At 62.4% G+C, this 23,697-nt stretch carries 13 protein-coding genes; 5 read left to right on the top strand and 8 right to left on the bottom strand.

Annotated features, from left to right (window positions below; translation table 11 throughout):
* Window positions 1-504 precede the first annotated feature (504 nt).
* Window positions 505-2,040: a hypothetical protein gene (locus AX769_RS04035; protein ID WP_066276242.1), complete on the bottom strand. Its 1,536-nt coding sequence runs from the start codon at window positions 2,038-2,040 to the stop codon at window positions 505-507.
* Between the two features lie 520 nt (window positions 2,041-2,560).
* Complete coding sequence (locus tag AX769_RS24620) at window positions 2,561-4,546, bottom strand: DUF6414 family protein (protein WP_204249320.1); 1,986 nt, start codon at window positions 4,544-4,546, stop codon at window positions 2,561-2,563.
* 588 nt (window positions 4,547-5,134) lie between these two features.
* Here AX769_RS24620 and AX769_RS04020 point away from each other — a divergent pair.
* Together AX769_RS04020 and AX769_RS04015 are read left to right on the top strand one after the other, a co-directional pair.
* Window positions 5,135-6,400: an IS110 family transposase gene (locus AX769_RS04020; protein WP_204249319.1), complete on the top strand. Its 1,266-nt coding sequence runs from the start codon at window positions 5,135-5,137 to the stop codon at window positions 6,398-6,400.
* Between the two features lie 47 nt (window positions 6,401-6,447).
* The gene (locus tag AX769_RS04015) at window positions 6,448-10,134 is read left to right on the top strand and encodes a hypothetical protein (RefSeq protein WP_066276237.1); all 3,687 of its coding nucleotides are present in this window, start codon (window positions 6,448-6,450) and stop codon (window positions 10,132-10,134) included.
* Window positions 10,135-10,270: 136 nt separating this feature from the next.
* Here the strand turns inward: AX769_RS04015 and AX769_RS25020 are convergent, their stop codons facing one another.
* Entirely contained in the window at window positions 10,271-10,693 is a 423-nt protein-coding gene (locus tag AX769_RS25020) for a helix-turn-helix domain-containing protein (RefSeq protein WP_239452080.1), read from the bottom strand.
* A gap of 426 nt (window positions 10,694-11,119) precedes the next feature.
* On the opposite strand from AX769_RS25020, the gene AX769_RS04005 reads away from it, so the two are divergent.
* Window positions 11,120-12,436 carry an MFS transporter gene (locus AX769_RS04005; protein WP_066276234.1) on the top strand — a complete coding sequence of 439 codons (1,317 nt, stop codon included), beginning with the start codon at window positions 11,120-11,122 and terminating at the stop codon, window positions 12,434-12,436.
* 120 nt (window positions 12,437-12,556) lie between these two features.
* Here AX769_RS04005 and AX769_RS04000 read toward each other — a convergent pair.
* A protein-coding gene (locus AX769_RS04000; RefSeq protein WP_157887440.1) for an IS3 family transposase occupies window positions 12,557-13,965 on the bottom strand; the annotation gives its coding sequence in 2 pieces (ribosomal slippage) (window positions 12,557-13,608 and window positions 13,608-13,965; 1,410 coding nt in all).
* Window positions 13,966-14,163: 198 nt separating this feature from the next.
* Between AX769_RS04000 and AX769_RS03990 the strand changes: the two genes are divergently transcribed.
* Window positions 14,164-15,627 (top strand): glycosyltransferase, encoded by a 1,464-nt coding sequence (locus tag AX769_RS03990; protein ID WP_066276227.1) that lies wholly within the window; start codon window positions 14,164-14,166, stop codon window positions 15,625-15,627.
* 64 nt (window positions 15,628-15,691) lie between these two features.
* On the opposite strand, the gene AX769_RS03985 is transcribed toward AX769_RS03990, so the two are convergent.
* From AX769_RS03985 to AX769_RS03970, 4 genes are all read right to left on the bottom strand, one after another.
* A complete protein-coding gene (locus tag AX769_RS03985; RefSeq protein WP_239451935.1) occupies window positions 15,692-17,752 on the bottom strand; it encodes a beta-glucosidase in 2,061 nt (686 codons plus the stop codon).
* Between the two features lie 1,210 nt (window positions 17,753-18,962).
* Window positions 18,963-19,493: a TMEM175 family protein gene (locus AX769_RS03980; protein ID WP_157887439.1), complete on the bottom strand. Its 531-nt coding sequence runs from the start codon at window positions 19,491-19,493 to the stop codon at window positions 18,963-18,965.
* Window positions 19,494-19,789: 296 nt separating this feature from the next.
* Window positions 19,790-21,193 (bottom strand): NtaA/DmoA family FMN-dependent monooxygenase, encoded by a 1,404-nt coding sequence (locus tag AX769_RS03975; protein ID WP_082763474.1) that lies wholly within the window; start codon window positions 21,191-21,193, stop codon window positions 19,790-19,792.
* A gap of 33 nt (window positions 21,194-21,226) precedes the next feature.
* The gene (locus tag AX769_RS03970; protein ID WP_066276219.1) at window positions 21,227-21,793 is read right to left on the bottom strand and encodes a hypothetical protein; all 567 of its coding nucleotides are present in this window, start codon (window positions 21,791-21,793) and stop codon (window positions 21,227-21,229) included.
* A gap of 753 nt (window positions 21,794-22,546) precedes the next feature.
* Between AX769_RS03970 and AX769_RS03965 the strand changes: the two genes are divergently transcribed.
* Window positions 22,547-23,686, top strand: a complete 1,140-nt coding sequence (locus AX769_RS03965) for a hypothetical protein (protein WP_066276217.1) — start codon at window positions 22,547-22,549, stop codon at window positions 23,684-23,686.
* The last annotated feature ends 11 nt before the right edge of the window (window positions 23,687-23,697 follow it).

Genomic DNA, 23,697 nt, shown 5'->3' with positions numbered 1-23,697 from the left:
CCGTCGCGAGGGCTGAGGACTCGATCCTCGATGAGATGCCAGGTGTCTTTTGAGACGTCAGTTACCTGGGTTGTTGCGGGTGCCGGATCAGCCTCATACTGGGCGCCCGTCGGCGACGTTGTTCCGCACATAGGGATGGCATGGATCCCTTCCTCATCACCGACATGTTCTTTCAACTCCGAGCTCTGCCCCTTCCCGCGGGATGGAAGCGCGCGGAGAGACAAAGGCGGGCAGTGCAGGTCGTGCGGAGTGCGTGGGCACCGGCTCTGTCGTTCGCGCTCATGCTTCTAGGGACCTACCTTCCCGGCCACTGGGGACAGGCGGCACAGACTGTCGCGGGCGTCGCGGGCTTCATCTCTACACTGCGCGGTGCGCTGCGACAAGCTGGTTGGCCGGGTCGACGGGAGCGGTGATTGAGTTGGTTTTGCCGCTCATCGCACCGGGATTGCTGCTGGCTGACACGCTTTGGATTGTGCGTTCGCAAATGCGGCCCGCGGGCCCAGGTCAAGAGGACTGCTCCGCGAAGAGGACCCCTTCCGCGATTGCCATCAGCGACCAGGCCTTGGGAATGACTTCAACGACCTCACGCAAACGCGCCCCATCACTTGCCGCCATCCATCGAATGAACGTCGTCGGCGTCACCGTGCGCGTGAACCGGTACGACGAGTCCACAGCCGCATGGTCGACGAGGGCAGCTCGTAGCCGTTCGACGGAGTGGTCGGATACGTGAATTAGGTAGTTCCGCGCCGCGCGCAGCAATTCGTACATTGTCGTGAGCTCATTCAGTGGTGCCAGTTCGGTTTCGACATCCTGTGAGAGCCAACCATCCACGTTGCCCAGCCCGCTGCTGAGGAGCCGGTCAAGGTAGGTGTCGTCTATGACAGCGAGGGGGTCGGCCGCGTTGCCCACGAGTTCGTCGTGGGCGCGCCGCAACGCTCCTTTCGGCAACGCGGCTCGTCGGAGTCCCGCTGCGGGGTCCGCGAGGATCATGGATCGCATCCAGGACCGTCGGTCGATTTCAAAAGTCTGGGCGTACGAGGTCAAAAGTGAGCGGACGGCAGCGTCGCTTTCGCTGATGCCTTCAGCAGATTCGAATTCCTGGAGAGCTTGTCGCTGATCGACCCGTGCGGCGTGCAAGAAAGTGATAGCTGGGGGCGCGTTTCGCTGCGAGGCTTTGGCTCGAAGCTGAGGTGCAGTCGTGGCGGCGCGGATGGCGGCTTGCCAGGTTTCGAATTTGTTCCGAATTGCGGGCAATGACGGCCGGGAACGGTTCCCCTGCATTTCCCGTTCACGCCAGGGCTCATAGTGGGCGGAGCCCGTGCTGGCGTTCACTGAGTTTCGATCTTGTATGAAGTGCGCAACAGCGTCTCTGTAGTCCTCTTCGGAGAACAGGAGCAGGCCTCGGGCGCGTCCTCGACCGCTCGTTCCCAGGCCTGCGCTTGTCATAGCGTCGTCCCAATAGCCTTGCCCAAGCCTCTTCATGACGGTTTGCGCATCGGCCGGCCATGGGTGGGCGACTTCGCCGCGGGGCCGAGTGACGAACGGCTTGCGCAATTCCATGTACTTGTTTTTCGTGAGCGTGAGTCGTTGACCTCGGGCTTGTTCCTGAACGGCTGCAGCGACAGCAAGGATGTTCGCGATCTCCTCGACGCTGAAGCCACGTGGCAGTAATACACCTTCCAGTGCTCGAAGGTCGTCGAGTTCCAGCCCCACGAGGGCCGCCCCAGGATCTCCCTCGATTCGCAAGTGCACGCCGACGAGGTAGTGAACCCCTAGGCGCAGGGCGCTTTCCGGAAAGTGATGCGCTTCGTCCTGTTTGCTGAAGACCACTTGACTCGCGTCGAGTGCCGTGGCGACGACGACCGGATCGATGGCTGGGAACAGTAGCCGGAACCGATCGATGACGTCGAACTTGCGGGCGCCGGTCTCGGCAAGCGCGGCGACGGACAGTCCATGCTCTTCCCAGAACGAGCGGACAAGCGCATTGTCGGTCCGCGTCTGTGCTTCGCGGCGTGCAGCTCGCGAGGCGTCGGAGTCCACACCTCGCTTCGAGGATCTGGTGCACCCTGCCCCGCGAGATGTCGAACTCGTCGGCGATGACTTGCATTGTTTTCCCGCCGCGATAGGCCGCCTCGATGGCGTCGTTACGTGCGTCGTCCCGTTCGCTCACTTGATCTCCCCCTGGATGTCTGCAACGTCCCCAGTCACTATCGGCTGGAGAAGGACTTTTGTTAGAGACTCGTCTCCTGGTGGGGGAGGAGCAGTCCGCTGCGATCTCGAATCAGTTCGGGGTGACGCTGGCACTCGGCTGCGTCTAACCACACCCTCAGCCAAGGAGTTCGGCCAGAGAACACTGGCGATGCAGGAGCGGTCGCCACGAGAGGGCTGTTCGGAGTGCCCGGAGGAAGAGCCGGCAGGCGCGTGAAACAACTGATGTTTCGCGGATCGACACCCTTCAGGGACGACACGGCCGTCGACCGTGATCTATCTGGAGTAGACGCCGGCTCGCGCGGTGAACCGACACCGCCCACGATCGCCTCCGCCGCGAATTGGCGCCCCCTTATTCGGACTCTTCGCGCTGTTCGCGTGACTTGTCGTTCGCGGGTTTATCGGAGACTGCGGCAAGATCGGGCGCATTTTCATGCCCTGACTCACTGTCCAAGACGTCCATGAGTAGTTTTCGGACGAGAAGGATTGAGAACACCTGCTCGACCGTCTTGCCGAGACGCCGAATATTGCCCGTGGCGCGGGTGACGGGTTCGAGGTACTGACTGACTTCGTTGAGGTCGATCTGCCTCTGCTCGTCGTCGGTGAGCGTCGCGAAATGGCTGGCCACGAGACGCTCGAGGATGATGCGAAGATGCTCGCCGCTGAGATGTTCAAATCGGATCATGGCGTCGAAGCGGGAAGCGAGGGCTTCGCCGAGTGCGGTGTTGATGGCGGCTTCGGAGTCGTAGTTCGACGTGCAGATGATGACCGCGGGACCGACCTCCACTTTGTAGTTCTTATCCTCGAAGACGCCTCCGTCGAAGAGCTGATAGAAGGCGTTGTGGAATGCCGGGTTTGCCTTATCGAACTCGTCGATAAGGATCACCCCGGATTCCCGGTCCAGGAGGTCATGCGCGAAGGACGCTTCGGTGTGGGCCCCACCGAAGACATAGGACGCGAACTTCTCGCTGTGGAACATCGAGAACTGTTTCCGCATCAGCTCCCCGCCGAGGAGCCCGTTGACAAAGTGCGCCGTTTCCGTCTTGCCGACGCCCGAGGGGCCGTAGAGCATCAACACGATTGGCGTAGAGCGTTCCTTCGCAGTGAGCGGGTAGAGCGCTGCTAGCAGCTCGGCGCGCACATGCGCCTGGCCGACGAGGCGTTCGGCGAAGTCCTTACTGATGCTCGCGAGCGTCGAAGCGGTTACGGTGGGATAAACGTACCTCTCGGTAAGGACGGGGAAGATTCGGGAGAGTTGAGCCTGGATCTGCGCGGGTGGGTTGTGCAGGTGAAGATGCTTGGGCTGGATGGGACGGACCAGGCCGGCGAAGTTGGAGATGACGTGTTCGTTCAGTGACGCGTAGTCGCTGGACTCGGCGACGACATTCTCGGGGCGGTCCGGAGCCGTGCCGGGCGCGCTTTGCGATTGGTCGCCCTGGACGACGGTCAGTACCCGTGTTGAGTCGTCGCGAGCCATGACGATGTCCAAAAGGCTCTCCGTCGTGAGATGCGCGGTCTTCTGGTGGAACCACTTCACGGGCCCGAAGTAGAGGGTTATTTCGATGTCAGCGGCCATATTCGACCCCGCCAGAACGACGTCATAGACATCCAGGAGGACTCCCGTTGCGCTCGTGACCCCGTCGACCAAATCGACGGCTGACAGGGATGCCTGTGGGAGCGCGGCAGATAGTTCGCTGCTCAAGGTGAGACTGCTTTCCAACGTCTGCCCGACGAATATCCCGTGGTAGGTCAGCCGCATTCGGATCAAGTCCGTCAGTCCGTAATTGTTGCGGAAGGCTCGCAGATTGAACCGCAGAACGCTTTTCCGTTCCTCTCCAGGGTGCTGGGCGATCAGCTCGTAGTAGCCTTTGGCGTTGGTGAGGGCTTCATCCAACCGAGCCAACTCCACGGTCGGGTCGTCATCTTTGGCCGCGATCATGTATGGGGTGTACATCTTCACGAACGCCATCGTGTCTGAAGCTGCCGATACGGAGAGATCACGAAGCCGTTCGATCCGGGGGTCCTGATCGACCTGCTCGAGGTAGTCGGTGAGGATGGTATTCGAGAGGGTTTTGCTGAGGATGCTCTGCGCCTCCCGGGATGCTTCAGCCCCCGCTCCCGCTGATGCCGACGCCCCGATGAACGGCAGCCAGCTGAACTTGGCTGAGACCGCGGCATCCACCTTCGCGTGTGTTTCATTAGTGCGATTTCGGATGTGTTCGGCGCTAGTGACCTCCTTGCCGCCGGCGGAGATGTCGAGGTAGTCAGAGGCAGACTGTTCGTCGAAGTAGACGATCTTGATCAGGTCGGTGCCTGGCTGGTCACTCGTGTCGGTCATCGTTCCTCCGTGCTCTGGTGCGTGCTTGATTTGCCGAGTCTTTTGTCGCTGCGGCGGATTGATCGCCGTCGGTATTTCACGAAAGAGGGGTGCTCTATGGGGCGAACAACTCCGGTCGGTGTCGCAGGGCCAGCCCCGACCTGGGGGTGGCGGCCAGCGGATTAGCCTGCCGATGCGCGAGCACTCCGGCGAGCCCTTCCATGTTTATCCGTCGGAAGGTAGGCCAGAGTGTGGGTCCCACGCTCACCTTCCTCTTCGTCCAAGTCCCGCCTCACCCTCGTCCCCAGCACCGAGCAGGAGGTGACCGACCAACCCGCCCTCGAACTCAGCGCCTAACCCACCAAACGAAGGAAACACGGCTACACAGAGATGATGGATGGGTGTCCGGGAGCGTGTGACTCGCTTTTTACACTGACGCCCTTACGGGTTGTCTTTAGGTGGATTTGTCCACGTTTCCGGGCCGCTTTCGCGGTGCCGGGCAGGACATGACTTGATAGGAGCCTGACCGGGAAGTCGTCTCACCTTTGTGCTGTCTGCCCCGCCCAGCCCGCGATGACTATTCACTCATCAACGGAAGGGAATTCGTCCATGACGAGCATGACAGCACCACCCGACACAGCCAACCCCTCGAAGTCGCCAGTGGCGTTCTTCGGCGGGATCGATACCCACAAGAGCACCCATCACGTCGCGATCGTCGACGCGACAGGACGTCCCATCACGGACCGGCAGTTCGACACGACACCGACGGCATACGCGGAGATCGTCGCGTTCTTCAAAGGACACGGGACCGTCGAACGTGTCGGCGTCGAAGGAACCGGCTCGTATGGTGCCGGAATCGCGCGCGCGCTCGACGCGGCCGGAATCATCGTCAGAGAGATCGCCCGCCCCAACAGGCAACATCGCCGCCTCAAAGGCAAGTCCGACCCGATCGACGCCCACCAAGCCGCCCTGGGAGTCATCGCCGACACACACACGTCGACACCGAAATCCGGCGACGGAACGATCGAGTCCATCCGGATCCTCATGGCCGAACGACACTCCGCCGTCAAGGCCAGGTCCCAAACCATGAACCAAATCCACAGCCTCCTCATCACCGCACCCGACCGGGTCAGGCAGGACTACCGCGCATTGGACAAGACGCGGCTCGTGACTATCCTCACTCGAACACGCCCCGCCCCCGGGGACGATCCCGACGCGATCACTCGCCAGACGCTCAAGCGGCTCGCGGCCCGTCACACGGCCCTCCACGACGAGCTGGCCATCATCGACATCCACCTCGATGCCCTCATCCGGGTCGTGAACCCTGCCCTTCTCGCCCTCAGCGGTGTCGGCGTCGTCGTCGCGGCGACCCTGCTGACCGCCGCCGGAGACAACCCCGAAAGACTCACATCCAAAGCTGCGTTCGCGTCTCTCTGCGGTGCCGCACCGATCCCCGCGTCGTCGGGGCAACGGATCCGCCACCGTCTCTCCCGGGGAGGGAACCGGCAAGCGAACAGCGCCCTGCACCGCATCGTGCTCCTCAGAATGCGACACCGTGAACCCCGAACAGCCGAGTACTTCGATCGCCGCCGAGCCGAGGGCCTCTCCGACCGCGACATCATCCGCTGCCTGAAACGACACATCGCGAACGAGGTCTTCCACACCCTCACCCACCCGAGCCCGGACGCACCAGCCGGCGTCGCGCTCCGCGCCCGCCGCCAAGCCCTCGGCATCCCGATCACGGTCCTCGCCGCGACCCTCGGCGTCCCCTACCAAAAGCTCCGCCGCCTCGAAATCGGGACCCGGGGCGACACCACCCTCGAACACCAAGCCCACGCCGCCCTCGACCAAATCACCCCACCCGCCACGCCTTGACAGCAATAGGAGCATCCACCACCAGGGACTTGACCTAACCTGAACACGTGTCAGATAAGCAGTCTCCGGCGGGTGCCGAAAAGGCAAAGCGTGCTGGACAGGCGCTCCTGCTCTCGACCCTTGCACCCGACTTCGACGAAAAAAGGCACCGCTTCTACGTCGATCTTCTCACTCAAGCGCTTGACAGGCCCGAGACGAAGAACGTCGCGTTGACCGGAGCGTACGGGACCGGGAAAAGCAGCATCCTCGAGGCGATCAAGAACGACCCCTCGGGTCACGTCGTGGAACTGTCGCTCTCCACGATCGCCCCAGAAGCCTCCGAGACTGATCAGTCGGACGACAAAGCAACCTCCCGCACAAACCGCCTCCAGAAAGAGATCGTCAAGCAGCTGCTCTACCGGCTGCATCCCGGCAAGGTCCCGCGCTCGAAATTCGGCCGCGCCAGTGTCCCCCGCAGCACGACACGGTGGCTCGTCGCGACCGGTGCGGGGGCCGGCGTTATGGTCGTTCTACTCGGACTCGGACTCGTCCAACCGTTCGTTCACGCCCGCCTCACACAGACCTGGCGCCAGGACGCGGCATACCTGGTGCTGTTCGGCCTGGCCGCTGTCCTCGCCCGAATCGTCATCGCGCTGGCATACGGCAGATCCACCTTCAGCGCGTCCGTGAACGCCGGCCCCGCCATGGTCAACCTGTCACCGAAGTCGCAAACATACTTCGATGAATACCTGGACGAAATCGTCTACTTCTTCGAATCAAGCGGCGCCACCACGGTCATCGTCGAGGACATCGACCGATTTGACGACATCCATGTGTTCGACACGCTCCGCGCGCTCAACAACCTCCTGAACGCCGCCGACCAGATCAAAAAACGCATTATTTTCATCTACGCGATTCGCGATAGTGTCTTCGACCTGATCGGCATCCAGGACGACGAAACCGACCCCGCGAAATCTGGTCTGAAACGGGCAAATCGCACAAAGTTCTTTGACGTCATCATCCCTGTCGTTCCTTTCCTCAGCGCCGACAACGCACGGGACCTGATGGCCGAAACCATGACCAGCACGGAATTCGCGATCGATCGCGCGCTCATCCGCCTCGCAGCCCGGCACGTGGCCGACATGCGACTCCTACACAACATCCGCAACGAATTCGAGATTTACCGCAACCAACTTGTCGTACCTAAAAAGCACGTACCCGGCATCACCGATGATCTCGTGTTCGCTGTCGTCCTCTACAAGAACACCCACCTGACCGGCTTCGAAGAAATCCGTTACCGAGCAAGCGCCCTTGATCGGCTGTACAGCGACTGGCGGGCGCTCGTCGCCGAAAACCTTGGCATCGTCAGCGCACGGGTCGCGCTCCTGCACACCGCCCTCGACCGCACTCGAACCCGCGCCGCACGCGCCAATCGCCTTGGCACGCTCCTCGAGCAATTCCGACTCCGCCTCGAAGCAGCTGCTCGCGTCACAACGCCCGCCGCGACCGTGCAGCTCGCCGGCCCCCTCCGCGCAGGCAGCGAGTCCGATCCCGCACTGTGGGAGCAGATCATCAACGGGGAAGCCCAGCAGCTCGTCGTCTCGGACCAGGCCGGTTACAGAGCGGCGGCCATCACCCTGTCCTACAGCGCCTCTCAACTCGGGACCGAACTCGGTGTCGTGCTCCGTCAGGGCGACTGGGACCAAGGCGCCGTCGACGCGACCGAGGCCGATCTCCGGTCCGCCGAAAACGATCTCGCATTCTTAAGGCACCACTCCTGGCAAGACCTCGTCACTCGACCAGAATTCACCCTCGGAAAATCCTCCTGGACGAGAGAGGAACGCGAAACCCCGACGGCGGCCACGTTCGACGAGCTGATCCAGTGGCACCTCGATTCAGAGCTCCTCCGCGAACTTGTCAGGCATGGGTACCTCACATCGCACTTCGCCCTGTACGGCTCACACTTCTACGGCGAATACCTCGGCGTTGATGCCCTCGAGTACATTCGTCGGTGCATCGAGCCGGGCATCCCCGACGCCACATTCCCCCTCGATTCCGACAGCATTGAGCAGCTGCTGATCGACCAACAAGCTGAGGATGACACCGCTGAACTATTCCTCGACTCCGGCGTCTATAACGTCAGCATTATGAACTATCTCTTAACGCGCCGAGCCGCCGCCGCCACAGTCGTCGCGAAGAACCTTGCCCGCCGAGGGAGCCTCGAAACCGAGTTCGTGGACACTTACGTCGCCCAAGGCGCGGACCCAGCCGGGCTGCTTGGGGCGATGGCACCGTTCTGGCCCGGAGTCGTGCAGTACGCAGCCCTGGCTGCCCCGGTGAAAGAGGAGCTGCGCCCGCGCGTCCTCGACGCCATCCTCTCTGCCGTGCCGACAGACGAGGTCCCCACCAATGCCGAGGTGGGGACGATACTTGCCGAGCATTATCACGAGATCAGTGCGATCACCCAGCCGACATCGTCCCGTCGGGCGGCCATCGTCCTCGGCATCCTTCACCTCAGCGGCACGTCTCTTGAGTTGGTGGAACCATTGAACATGACGGCGCGCCAGGTCGCCATTACTCTTCGCATGTTCCCCATCGAGGAACGCAATCTCACCGCCCTCCTTGCCTTGGATTCCGTGATCGGATTGGACACAATCGCCGAGCGCCGAGACCTTTTCAGCTACGTCCTCGATCAGCTCGAGGACTATTTGCGGGTCGTCGAACTTCACCCGGAACTTTTCACCATCGCGTCGGATCCTGCACAATTCGGGTCCGTCCTTTCCGCCATCGCGGAGGCGGCGCCGAAACTTCTCGAGCAAGCGGTCGCTCTCTCAGCGCTCACGTGCCGGATCGACGACCTCGCGTCGGTGAACCAGAAAGCGTGGCCGGCGCTCCTCATCCACAATCGAACGGAACCGACCTTCGACAACATCGCCGCCCACGTGAAGTTCTACGGCGTCGACGCTTCTCTCGGAAGCTTCCTATCCGGACAAAAAAAGATCACCGCGGTGGACCGAATCGATCAGGACGCGCGACGCGATCTCGCGATCAGCATCCTCCGCGCGGCAGCGACCATTCCATCCACGGCTACCAGGGTGCGCCTTGCCGCAGGACTGAAACCCGGCCTCATCGATCCCGCCGTCCTCCCCGCCTTGGCTGGAGATCTCGTGGCCAGGATGCTGAAGCGCGGACTCATCGCCGACGAGGCCTCCACCTTCCGGCCCGACCTCATGGTCGACTGGCCGACCCTCGAAGTGACACTCGACGCGTCGAAGAAGTTCGCGACGTTCGTCAACCCCGAGATCCTTCCCGCTCAAAACGTCGCTCCGCTGATCCGTTACAGCAGCGCCCATCCGGAAGTCCTCGACACGGTCACGGCCGACCTCGGAAGCTACGTCGCGACGGCAACCCCCAACCAGGCCAACTCGATCGCTGAAGCCCTCATCTCAGCCGCCGTGCGGCTCACCGCGTCTGCCCTGTCTTCCCTTATCGGCCGGTCCACACGTCCCGCGCTCATCATCCGCCTCATCGCGCTCACAAACGCCACCCTTTCAAAGCCCGACCTGAAAGCGGTGCTTGGTCAGATGGGCGGAGAATACGTGCGAATCTCGACCGGCGGTCGCGGATGGCCGACGTTCCCACCCGACGACGCTCACGCCGTCGTCCTCGAGCGTCTCGTTGGCGACACGCTCAAATCTTTCGAGAGAGTCCACTTCAAGGGCCGAGGCGACCGGCTCAAGGCATCGCTCCAATAGGCCTCACGTCACACCCTTACTACCGAGACGTTCGGCGCGCCAGCGGTGCGACAGGGATGTGTCCGCCCATGCAGAGAAGCTGCAGACGAGTATCACGACCTCCCGCACATCCAGGGGGACTGCCGAGGGTTGCTCTCTAGCTAAGTCGACGGTATTTTCCCGGTGTCATGCCCACGAGTGGTGAGAACTGTTCGATGAACTGGCTTGTGGAGGCCCACCCGCACGCTGCGGCCGTGTCAGTGACGGATGCTCCGTTAGCCAGGAGGACGAGGGCATGGTGGACTCGAAGCTGCAAGCGCCACTGTCGGTAGCCCATACCTGTCTCTTGCCGGAAGAGTCTGCTGAGGGTGCGGGACTGCAGCCCCGCGACCTCGCCGAGAGCGGCAAGGGATAAGGGTGACGCGAGATCCGCCTCGACGTGTCGGGCCAGTGCCTGCAAGCGTGGGTCACGCAGCTCGGGGAGATGCAGGGGCTCCTGGGCGGCGGACGCTATCTCATCCACGATGACGCGGCGTAAGTGGTCCCGTGAGGCCGGCGAACGCGACGAACTCGATGTCATCGACAGGACGCCCTCCCGAGCGAGGGGTGTCGCGACGAGGACCGTTGGCACCGCGGGCAACGGGGAGACGAGTGAGTCTTCGAAATGGACAATGCGCATGTCGGTGCGGCCATGCGCACGATGTCGATGCTCGAAGCCTGCGGGAACCCATGTGAACCGATTGCCGGGGGCAATCCACACGCCGTCGTCTGTGAGAAGTGACAGAACGCCAGTCGCAGCGAGGACGAGGTGTCCGAGAGCATGAGAGTGGCGGGGCGACGTTTCGGCGTGGGTGAATCGATACGCGCCCTCGAGCCGAAGCTCATCAAGCGAAGCGCGAATGGTCGCGTTCGCCGCGGCGCCCCGTCCGCTGAGATGTCCGGAAACCGACATAGTAAGGCACTTTACGTGTTGGAGCGCATTCTGTCCTGATGGTCAACTGGGTACATGCCCATCGAGCGTCTTCAGAAGTTGCCAGTAAACGTCCGTGATAGCGGTCCGGCACCGGATCGCGCGGACGTGATCACTGGTGGTTTCATCGGCGCGGGCCTGTTGCTGATCGCCTTCAACCTCAGGACGGGCGTCGCATCCGTAGGCCCAGTGTTGTCCCTGATCGAAAGCGGTCTCGGAGTCTCCCCGGCCACAGCGAGCTTGTTGACGACGATCCCGGTTTTCGCTTTCGGCGTGTTCGCTTTCCTCACGCCGTCCCTATCGCGACGAGTCGGGCTGCACCGACTCCTCGGCATCACGATGGCGGCCGTGGCCGCCGGGATTGGCATGCGGCTGATCCCGTCGCCCATCACGTTGTTCTCCGGAACCGTTCTTCTCGGCGCCGCGATCGCAATCGGCAATGTCTGCATGCCTGCGGCGATCAAGCACTCATTCGCTAGCCGCGTCGGACTCATGATGGGCCTGTACTCGACGGCGCTTTTTCTCGGCGCGGCGGCCGCATCAGCCTTCACCGTCCCCCTCGCATCGGCTTTCGGTGGATCCTGGCGCGCAGCGCTGGCGTTCTGGCTGGTGCCTGCAGTTGTTGCCCTGCTCGTCTGGTTGCCCCATTCCCTTCGGAATACGGGCCACATTCGCGAGACGAAGGGTGTGGCCGACGGCACCGAGAAGCTGCAGACCGAGCCTCGATTGGCGCGACTTTTCCGCGACCGGGTCGCGTGGTCAGTCACGGGCTACATGGGGTTGCAGAGCCTCAGCTACTACGCGGCCCTTACGTGGATTCCTACGCTGCTCCAAGATCATGGCGCCTCCGCTCATGTCGCGGGCCTCATGCTGTCCTACTCCAGCTTCCCTGCCATAGCTGCGGCGCTGAGTGCTCCAATTCTCATGCGCAAGTCTCGCCGGACCTGGTTTCCTGTGGCTGTCACTGCCGCGCTCGGCGCCGCAGGACTGACAGGTCTTCTGGTCGCTCCGACTGGAGCGGCCCCATGGATATGGATGACATTGCTCGGGCTGGGGCAAGGGGGGACCATCGCCCTGTCGTTGAGTTACATCGTGCTGCGCTCACCCGACGCCCAGCACACGGGCCACCTTTCCACGATGGCTCAAGGAGTCGGCTACGTCGTCGCAGGCTTCGGCCCCCTTGGCTTGGGCCTTCTGCATTCGACGACGGACGGCTGGACGATGCCGCTGCTGGCCCTTCTGCTCGTGCTCGTCTTGCAATTCGCTTTTGGGGCCTCGGCAAGTCGCGAGCGGTACGTGCTTTCGAACCGACCCTCTCGCGCGAGACGGGACGAGGTGCGTCCCGGTTCCTGACTGCTCATCATGCTCGAGCATGGAGAAAGGGGCAGCACGTCTAACCGGCGGGGATCAGCATCTGTCGGAGCACTTGGCGCGACTGCGGAATTTGTCAAGGTGAATGAGGCCAGCGTGAGTTTAGGCGGCTAGTTTCGTGTCGGGTTCCTCGTCGGTTTTCTCGGTCGGTTTGTTGATCCAGGTGCTGCCGGGCAGTGTCAGGATCTGCGGGTCAGCGGTGGTGGCGAAGCGCTCGGGGTTCCGAGCGCGAGCAGCGGCGAGGGTCGTAGAGCGTTGGATGGCTTTGCCGGCGGCGAGGCCGTAGTGAACGTCGGCTGGGGTGTGCAGTCCGATACCGGTGTGCCGGTGGGTGTGGTTGTAGCCGTCGACGAATGTGGCCATGAACGCCCGTGCCTCCCCGACGGAGCCGAACCGTTCGGGGAACACGGGGGCGAACTTCAGGGTCTTGAACCACGCCTCGCTGAACGGATTGTCGTTGCTGACCCGGGGTCGGGAATGCGACTTGGTGACCTCCAGATCAGAGAGCAGGGCCGCGACGGTCTTGGAGGTCATCGACGTGCCACGGTCCGCATGAACAACCCGGGGAGTGCCGTGGATGCCAAAGATTTCCTTCATCATCTCCACCGCCAGCTGGCCTGATTCGCACGAGTGGACGTGCGCTCCGACGATGTACCGGGAGTAAATATCGATCATGACGTAGCAGTCGAAGTACTTCCCCTTGATCGGGCCGGCAAGTTTCGTGATGTCCCAAGAGTAAACCTGGCCCGGTCCGGTGGCGACCAATTCCGGGATCGCCCGGGCTGGATGCCGCGCCAGACGCCGCCGCTCTTTGACCTGTGTGTTCTCGGTCAGAACCCGGTAAATCGTGGAGATCGAGGCCAAGTAGACGCCCGCATCAAGCAGCTGGGCGTAGATCTGGATCGGTGGTAAGTCCACGAACTGAGGTGAATTGACCACCTCCAAGATCCTGGCCCGTTCAGAGGTGTCGAGCTTATTCGCTGGCGGCACCACAGCCCGGTGGGCGGGCAACGCGCGCGGTCTGCGGGTTGCCGTGGCCCGCGAGACCCCGGTCAGGTGGGCTGCGGCACGCGTTCGAACACCGGTCGCACTCAACTCGCGGTAGACGTTCATCAGGATCTCGTCTGCGGGGGTTCGTCCCGCGAGCTCTTGGACAACTGCTCCAAGAGCTCGTGTGCTTTTCCCATGATGGTCAAAGCAACTTCCGTCGTGGCCAGGCGCTGCTCGGCTTTATCGAGCTCACGACGCAGTTTCGCGATCTCGGCTTGCTCTGCGGTGAGCCGACCGATCTTGTCCCCGGGCTTCTTTCCCGCGAGTACACCCGAATCACGGAGCTTGCGCCACTCGGTAATCTGCGACGAGTAAATTCCCTGCTCCCGCAGATAAGCGCCGCCCTCGTTACGAGAAATGGCATCTTCGTAGCCCGCGAGGTGGTCGAGCTTCTGCGCCGGGGTGAATGACCGCCTCGGCGTCGGGCCCCCGGACCTCGGCCCGGGACTACTACTGTTCATCGAACTATCGTCGCGTACGGCGATCAAAGACGGGCTGGACATGATGCTGGAATTCCTGGTTCTCGCCCTACGTCAAACGGCGGACTTGCTATTAGCTCCTGGCCTCACCCAACCCTGACACGTAGGGCTGGACGCCCCTCTGCATCGAGCAAGCCAAGAGCCTCGTGACAGCTGTGAAGGGACCGCTAGCATCTGTCCATGCAGACGCCATCGGAACAAGACCCGAACACCCGCGGAGGCGAGCGGGTCCTCATCTTGTCGGCCGGCGTCGGCTCGGGACACAACAGTGCGGCGGCAGCGGTGCGGCAAGCGTGCTCCGAGCGTACCGACGTCGCAGAGGTGCAGGTCCTCGACGTCCTACAGGCGAGCAGCGCGCTCTACCGCGACGTGTTGGGAAAGGGTTATTTCGTCCTGGTCGAGGAGATGCCCTGGTTGGTCGAACTGGGTTACAACATCAGTGACCCTCCGTTTCGGCATCGTGGGCCGATGAACCCGTGGACACAAGCAAATTCCCTTCCCATCGTGGCAGCCATCAAGCGACTCCGTCCGACTGTCATCGTGTGCACACACTTCTTACCGGGTCAGTTGGTGGCGTCCCTTCTCCTGCGCGGCGTCGTGGATGCCCGGACTGCGGTGGTCACCACGGATTATGACTTTCAGGGCCTGTGGCTCAGCGGGGCGTTCCACGCCCTTTTCGTCGCCAGAGAGGAGGGCAAAGTCGAGTTGACCGCTCTCGGATTGCCCAGCGACCGTATTAACGCCACGGGCATCCCGATCACGACACGCCCAAACGACTCGATAGCGCCCGCGGCGAATGGGGTTCCCCTGCTCCTGGTCTCTGCCGGCGCCGCCGGAGGCGACTACGCCTTGGCGGTCGTGCGGCAGCTGATGCACTTGCGTTCCCCCTTTCGCGCGACGGTCGTCTGCGGTCGGAACGACGAGATGCGGCAGCGCATGGAGCAGCTGGTAACTCCTGCTGCTGACCGTTTCGAAGTGGTGGGCTTCATAACAGATATGCCGGAACTTCTGCATCGTGCGGACTTGTTCATCGGTAAGCCGGGCGGGCTGTCGGCATCAGAATGCATGGCGGCAGGTCTGCCCATGGTGCTCGTGAGCCCGATCCCCGGTCAAGAGGTTCGCAATGGCGACTACCTCATCGAGCAGGGCGCAGCTGTTCGATGCAACACCACGACAACAATTGGTTGGAAGATCGACGAGATCCTGCGGGAGCCGGGGCGCCTTGCTCGAATGCAAGCGGCAGCCACAAAAACCGGTCGCCCGGATGCCGCGCGAGACGTAATGACTGCGCTCCTGGACGGATCATCCCGACCCCTAATCGTGTCGAAGGCTGCGCAGAAAACCGTCCTCGACGTCAGTGAACGGCACATTGTCGCATCCGATCTGATGGGACCAGCCTCACTTGTCCGCCTCATCGACTCTGCTGCTGGCAGCACTGTCGCACTGCTGCGAGCCGACGAAGTCGCCGAACTGGAGAAGCATTACGGAACCTCTAGCGGCGTTCTGGTGCTGCGTCGCAATATAGCGCCCGTGTCACTCAGGTCGGAGACGAGGCGTCTGCTCCACGCCATCCTGCGCGGCGACGATGCCCTGCCCGTTCGAGTCGAAGCACTGACTGCACCCACGCCGGTCCTTCCGCGCTGAGTTTGGTAAGTCTTCCGCGGCTGCCTAACGCCGGCGACGCGTTCAGGGGCTCATCCGTGTCTGTCTACGCGTCCGCGCGCCGCAGCGGTGCGGCGTGCGCCCAATTCGTCGGGCTGTGCTGGGCGGCGAGGAGTGCCCAGGCGCCCGGGCGAGGCGACCAGCTCCGTGTCGCCGGGTCCCGTTCCAGCGTGGGTCCCGCGTCCAACGTGACTCGCACGGTCTTCTCCGCGCCCGGTTCCAGGGTGACCTTGTGGAACCCGAGTAGCTGGGCGACGGGCGTGCGTGCCGACACGTCGGCGGCATAGATCTGTACGACGGTCGATCCCTCACGGTCGCCGGTGTTCTGCACGACCACGTCGGCGCTGCCGCCTGTGCTGTTGAATTTGTGCTCGAGAAGACGGTGCTGAATCGTCGTGTAGCCAAGGCCAAAGCCGAAAGGGAATGCCGGAATGGTTCCCTCGCCGTCGAGGCGGCGTTGGCCCCACTTGTCGTCGTAGACGACGGACCTCGCCGCGCGATCGAAGGGTGGAAGATGCGCGGCGTCGGTCGGTATTACGAACGGTAGCCGCCCGCTCGGCTCAGTGTCGCCGGTCAGGACGCTGGCGAGTGCGCGACCGCCCTCCATGCCGCCGTACCAAGCCAGCAGGAGGGCTGGGACGCGGTCTTCCCACTCCTCTGTCAGGATCGTGCTACCGCCGATCAGGACGACGATGGTCCGAGGGTTGGAGGCGGCGACCGCACGGATGAGACGGACGTCGGCGGGGCGCAAGTCGAGCGAGGTGCGATCTCCTCCTCGGACGAAGTGCGACGCCAGATGGGCGAGACCTGCGAGGGCGACACGGAGGGGACCCGAGGCGAACGCGCTGCCGAGCACTCCGACGTCGACGCCGCCGGTGACAACGGACTCGCCCTCGTCGTGCTCGTCCAGGCCGACGATGACGACGGCCGTGTCTGCCCGAGCTGCCGCGGCGGCCGCCGCGTGTTCGCTTCGGCCAGAAGCGGTAGTGATTCGCACTCCCGGTAGCGCCTCGCGAAGCCCCTGCAGGGGCGAGACCGTGGAAGGAGGACGGACACGCGACGACCCGTGATCGCCGAGGTTCGCCCGTGTCGCAAGCCGTCCGATGACTGCCAGATGCCGCGTGGTAGGACTCAGAGGCAGGAGAGGCTCTTGGCCGATCGCCTCGTTCTTGAGCAGGACGATGGACTCCGAGGCGACCTGGCGGGTAAGAGTCCGGTGCGTCGGGGACGCGACGCTGTCTGCCCTCGGCCTTGCCGGCTCGCGGGTCGCAGCGTTCAGCAGGCAAGTGCGCAAAATCCGGCGCGCAGATTCGAGCACGGTGCCTCGATCCAATTCTCCGCTTTTCAGAGCGGCAGGCAGGTTCCGAGCGCGGAGCAGCCTGAGCGGCATCTCCACGTCCATCCCCGCTTGAAGACTGAGGACAGCGTCGTGCGTACCAAATACCCAATCGCTCGTCACGAACCCGTCAAAGCCCCACTCGTCCCGCAGTATGTCGGTCAGCAGGCTGCTGTTGATGTCCATGTACTTGCCTTGCACCCGGTTGTAGGAAGTCATCACGGAGTCGGCGCCGGCCTCGAGAACGGCTTTGAAATGCGGCAGATACACCTCGTGCAGCGCATGCTCGTCCACGGACACGTCGACCTCGAAGCGTTCGTTCTCCATTGAGTTGAGTGCGAAGTGCTTGACGCAAGCCATCACGTGCACGCGGACGCCACGCGTGAGGGCCGAGCCCATCACGCCGGTCAGGACCGGGTCCTCCCCGTAGCACTCCTGTGCGCGGCCCCAGGCCGGGTGGCGAAGGAGATTCACGCAGATGGAGGCGGAGTAGTTTGCCCCCCTCGCCCTAGTCTCTATGCCGATGGCGAGCCCCACCTGCTCTTCCAGCGATGGGTTCCAGGTCGCGGCGCGCGCCATCGTGACGGGGAATGCCGTACTCGCACCGATGACGACACCTCGGGCTCCATCGCTGAACCGGATGCCAGGGATACCGAGGCGCGGGACCGCCCCGGCGGTGAACGGTTGACGGGTAAGCAGCAAGGGAATGAGGGGGAGGGCCCGTCTGGGTGAATCGCCGTCGAGCAGTCCCAGCAGCTCTCGATCCGTCATCTGATCGATCAGAGAGGCCGCCGCATCGTTCGCAGGGAGCGCGCCCCGTCGGACGGCGCTGACAGCCTCCGAATAGGCGCGTCCGGAAGCGGCTCGACGATGCATTAGCACGTGCGGGCTGTCGATTCTGAGCTGAACTTTCGCACGTATCTGTTCCCGAGTCGTTGTCTCCCCGCGATGTCCATGCATTGAATTGTCCGCCTGCCACGTGTGCCATCGGGACGGTCCGACGCGAATTCTTCGACGTGCCCTGGGCATACCACTCATCAGTTCCAGTACTCGATGGGCTTCGCGCCCTGATGGGAGAGTAACGAGCCTGACGCGCAGCCCCGGGTGACGTTTAGTGGATGGCCAGGCTGACGATCGCCAGCGCCTTCTCACCGATCAAGGAGACCCCCGCGATGCCGAGGAGCGCGATGGCAAACGGCACGACGAGACGACGGCCCCGTTGAACCGGGATTGGGGCACCCACGGCCGGCGTACGACGAGAGCGACGACCGCGAGGATTGCAGCGCAGCCTGAAGACGCGAAGGAGAGGAGTCCTGAGCTCACGAAGACGATTGCTCCCAAAGGGAAGCTGTACCCGATAGGGACGAATGATGCCACGATGGCGATCGTCCAGCCGATTAGGACAAGGGCACCTCCCTCGATCAGCAGGACTTGACTGCGGCTGAGCGGCGCTCGGGAGTCGGCTATGGGGGGAATGAGATTTGGGGATGCCTCCGAGGCCAAGGAACTGTGAGTGTCTGTCATGAGACCACGCTAAAGAATCCTCAAGGGCCCGCCCTGACCCGTACGGTGGAGATCACGGTGGACCTTTCTCCACCCGTCCGAGGTAGAGCAGCTAGGGTCCGAAAGGCGTGTCGCCGCAAGCCCTGGTCTGGTAGCTAGGTTTTGTAAACGGCCTTGGACGGTCAAGGCCGGGCCATTCCATCAGCCCCCCGCGGAGGCCCTGTGCCCGCACGCTCCGCGGGCGACGACGAGGAGGCCATGTCAGCTTGGCCGAGTAATTGACTCCTTAGATTCGCGGCGCGAAATCGGCTCGTGTCTGACAGCCAGCCGTGAGGATTTCTTGTTCGTTTCCTTGCGAGCCCGATCAACGGGTCTGCTCAAGAATTTAGGCCACGGTCGGCTCGCACGAAAGAACTTCGATCTCAGTCCTCGTCGCCCGGTTCCAGGACGGGCGCCTTGGTCGTCCCGAACTTCCTGCCTAAAGTCCAGCCGACGATTCCCCCAGGATGAGGATGACCAAGGGTTTAAGCCCCAATTGGGGAGCAGTGAGGGTGAGGATGAACGCCACTGAGACGGCGAGGACATCGATACCGGAATCGATCAGCCCAGGTCGGAGGTTCGTGTCCTTCATCTGCAGTCTGGGGGTCAGAACAACGATGAGGTACTCGGCGAAGAGCGCGGCCGTGGCCAGCCACAATGTGCCCACGTAGACCGCCGCATTCGGAAACTTGGAATCGTCTGCGGACGAGAGGACGTCCATCGGAAACGTGATGAAGACTATGCCCAGTAACCACAACACTTGTGTCCACAAGAGCGGCACGGTATAGGCCCGGACATCCCGATAGAGCCCGTGGTTGTCCTTCCAGAGCTTGGCGATGGCGAGGAAGGTGACGAAGAACGTTACGAACTTGCCACTGTGAGCATTGATGATGGTCAGGACGTTGCCGCCGGGGTCTGATGTTGCCAGGTCGGTGATGGGGAACACCAGAAGCGTGATGGCGATGGCCACCACTCCGTCTGTCAGTGCGTTCAGCCGATCGAAACCGCGATGGAAGACCGTAGGCGACCACTTCACACGCCTCACGTATGAGCCTGGGTTTCTCGTCCCAGCCTCTTTCGATTTAGTAGCATTGATGCCTCCCGTAAGTCATACAATCTTTTGCGGACTGCACTGGTTCAAATGCTCTGAAGCCCTCCCCCGGTGAGTCGTCTGAAATGTCACGAATTTCGTCGGGCCCGAAGGCATACCTTTCCCATTCCTGGCAGACGCGCACTTCACTTCCGCGCACGGCCGTGAATGGCCCATCAGATCGAAGCCTCCGAGTCCGCGCCTGGGGCGAGGCCGACGCGGAATCGGCTGCCGGGGTGCGCGTCGTCGAGGTAGGGGTGGCCTTCTCCTTGGAAGCGCTCACGCAGCGTCTTCGTCGTGAATGGTTCTGGTGCTCGGCCGCGGGTCCTCAGTTCGGGCAGTAGGTTGTCGAGGATTTCGTCGTACGTTCCGGGATTCGTGTAGGTCTCCATGAGGAACCCGTCGACGCCGGTGGCGGTCGCGTATGCCTCCATGCGGTCCGCGACCTCACCGGCGGTCCCCACCGAGATGATTCCGCGAACACCTCGCGTTTTCAACTCGTTCAGGATCTCTCGCACGGTCCAGCCGTCGAAACGCTCGACGCTTGAGCGGCTCAGTTCGTCGTTACCTGCCGGAATAGGCTGATCGAGATCGAGGGCCAGCAGATCGACTCCGGAGTAGTGCGAGAATTGCGCTGCAGCGATTTCCTCCGAGTGGTACGACGCGAATTCTTCGAACTTCTTTTTCGCCTCATCGGGGGTATCCCCAACGATCACCGTGAGCCCGACGATGATCTTGATCGCGTCACCATCCCGGCCGACGGCCTGCGCCCGGGCTCGAATGTCCGCGACGGCCGCTGCATCGTTCTCGACGGTTGTGGCCTGGAGAAAAACGCATTCCGCGTGCGTCGCCGCGAACTCGCGGCCGCGGCCGGAGCTGCCGGCTTGGAAGACGAATGGCATGCGCTGCGGGGAGGGTTCGACGGAGAAGACGCCGCGGGACCGGAAATAGGGGCCCGAATAGTCGATTGGGTGCACCTTATCGGGATCGGCGTACGTGGCGGTCGCCTGGTCTTTCACGACAGCGTCGGGCTCCCAGCTGCCCTCGAGAAGCCGGTAGCTGAGTTCCAGGTAGTCGTCGGCGCGGTCATACCTCTCGTCGTGGGCGACGAGATCCCGTCCGAAGAGCTCGGCAGCGGCTGCGGCTCCCGCACTCGTGACGACGTTCCAGCCGATCCGTCCGCCGGAAATGTGATCGAGGGTCGCGAAACGTCGTGCATTGGCATACGGCTCTTCGAAGATCGTCGAAGCTGTAACGACGACGGGAAGATGCTCAGTCACGGCGAAGATCGCCGGAATCACCGCGAACGGGTCTGCACCCGGGATGTGGTTCGCCATGCGGATGGACTCATCAGGGATGACACCGTCAACGGCGGGATTGCCGTAGCTGTCGGCGAAGAACAGGAAATCGGCGTTCGCCTCTTCGAGTCGCCGTGCCAGACGCATCCAGTACTCGAGGTCGAGGTAGTCGGATCCGGTGTTCCCCGGATGCTGCCAAGTGGCCCCGGTGATCCCGTTCGGATTCATGTGCTCGAAGAAACCGATTGTCCAGGGGCGCTTCGAATTGATCGCATCAGTCATTTATGAACTATAGAGTTCAGATTTATGGACTGTCTAGAGGTTTTCTCCGAGAAGGGCGCAGACGGAACGATGGTGGGCCTCTGCCAGGTCCTCGCGGGCCTCGCCGGCCAGTAGCGCGAGCTCAAGGCCGCTCCAGACGGCAGAAATGGACAGGGCGAGGGATCTGGCATCCTCAACGGAGGCACTGACGAGAGTTGTTTCGATGAGCCCAGGGAAGCCTGCTCGGCTTCTTTCCAGGAATGACGCGTGGGTTTCGGGATCTTCCACGGCCAGACCGACCTGGGCGAAGAAGATCCGATGCCAGGCTTCCTGTGATGGGTCGGCCAGGTGGGCCCATGCGTTGTCGAGCCTTGCTATCAAGCCTTCGTCAGTGGAAAGCAGCGCGGCCAACTGCTTCGTAAGATCGCGACGCTCGAGAATGCCCCCAATCGATGCTCGAACAAGCTCGTCGAGCGACCCGAAATGATAGAGCAGCATTCGCCGATTCGAGCCGATACCGGCGGCCAGGCCCGTGAGGGTGAGGTCGAGCAGGCCATGCTGAAGGATGTACTTCTCGGCGTTGAGAAGAAGGGTTGCCTTGGCTACCCGCCCGCTACTCATCTGTCCACCCTAGGGCGAGTGGGGTTCCATAAGTGGTATCTCCAAGCAGCCCTAAGCGGCGAGGCGGCGTCAGCTAGTGAGCATTCGTCAATTCCCGGTGCATTGGCTTCACTGCCTGCTGACAGTCGTAGGACGAGGAGCCGCATACGAACTGAGGCCCAAGTCTCGAGCAGGACCTGCAGGCCGGTGTCGGTGCGCGCACGCTCCGCAGGACGCTTCAGCATGAAAGGCCGGCGTCATTGAGCGTGCCCTCTCATGAATCATTTCGTCCCCCTCCATAGCAATGACGGGCCGTGGGGCGCGGACGACCAGGAGGAGGGCGGCCGAACGAGAGTGCAATGTATCGAATGAGCGCATCGGCTCAGCTACGAAGGATGACGTCGAGTAACCCCTGTCACTCCGAGAGCGGCGGAAGGCCGAATCTCCACCTGACCTACGGCGACTGACCGATGCGTCGCAATTTTTTTACCGTCAGTGTGGACCATCTACTTCCATTCGCTGACCCCATGACGTCTTTATGAAAGTCTTTGCAATCGTCTTGCATGCCGCCTTAGCATCATCGTCATGGCAATGACGCACAGCACGGAGACCGCCCCTGAGTCGGCGCATCCTGGAGCTTTGGTCTTCAGCAGCTCCTCGGATGAATTGGCCGCGGGATTCCTGTGGGCCCAAGAGACAGCTCTGGGTTGGGTGCAGACGGGACGCGATCCTAGATTCCTGCCCAGTTACTGGGCTGGCTTGACGGATCGACCGATGTTCTACTCCCGAGACCTTGCGCATCAAGCGCTGGGTGCCCACTTGCTGGGTCTCGATGATGAGAACTTCGCGATGTTCCGGCATTTCGCTCGATCGGCTACAGAGCGGCGGCGTCTCTACCCCCTTTGGGCCTTCAATTTCGACGGCTCCCCAGCTGCCGTTGACTATCACTCTGATGACGATTTCGTCCGAGAGACCCCGGCCGTCTTCGAACTCGTTGAGAAAAGTCTTGAGCAGTTTCTCTGGACTCGTGATGCACGGTGGCTCGACGACCCCGACCTCGCACGTTTCGCGCGCGCTACGGTGACTCGCTTCGCCGACCTCCATGACGTCCAAGGAACGGGAATTGCTGGAGAAAAAGGTGGACGGGACATCTTTGCGGGGAGTCCGACCTACAACGAAGCCTCGGGGACACCCGACATCCAGGTCGCTGCTGATGCGCTGGCGAGCCAGTGGGCGGCCATGCGCCTCTTCGCGCTCGTGGCAGCCAACGGCGAGGAGCAGCTAGAACTCCTCGACGAAGTCGAGAGGATCAAGTCTCTCTTCGAGCACGAGTGGTGGCATGACGATCACTACATCACAGGGCGAACCGCCACGGGCCCGATCGTCCACTTCGCCAACGAGCCGTCATGGTTCCCCGCGGTTAAAGGACTCCTCGACTTCGATTCCGAAAGGGCCACCAACCACCTCGCGTTTCTCTCTCGAAACCTGCAAGTTTCTCCTCCTGGCAACATCGAAGCGTTCACCTATCTACCTGAAGCGTTCCACCGTTACGGGCAAGACGACGAGGCACTCGCGTGGATCATTCATCTCCTCGAGTCCCGAGCCCTTTATCCCGAGGTGTCTTTCACACTCATTGCCCACCTGGCCACGGGGTTGACAGGCCTGCAGCCGAACCTCGACGGCTCCGTCGCAACCCGCTCCCACATCGACGACGACTCGTGGGTGCAGGTCGAGCACGTATCCATCGCCGGCGCTGACATCAGTGTCCGACACGACGGTCGTCGTGCAACAACCATCACCGTTCACAGCGCTTCCGGTCCCCTTGTCTGGAATGCCGGATTCGACGGCGGGGAACATCGGTCGATCCTCGTAGAACCGGGCACGTCGGCCGAGCTCCACGCTAATCACCCCTAACCCCCCCCGTA

Origin of the sequence: Frondihabitans sp. PAMC 28766 (assembly GCF_001577365.1) — a bacterium.
Classification (GTDB): Bacteria; Actinomycetota; Actinomycetes; order Actinomycetales; family Microbacteriaceae; genus Frondihabitans.
Note: the sequence above shows the minus strand (reverse complement) of the source record. Positions and strands in the feature narration are given on the sequence as shown.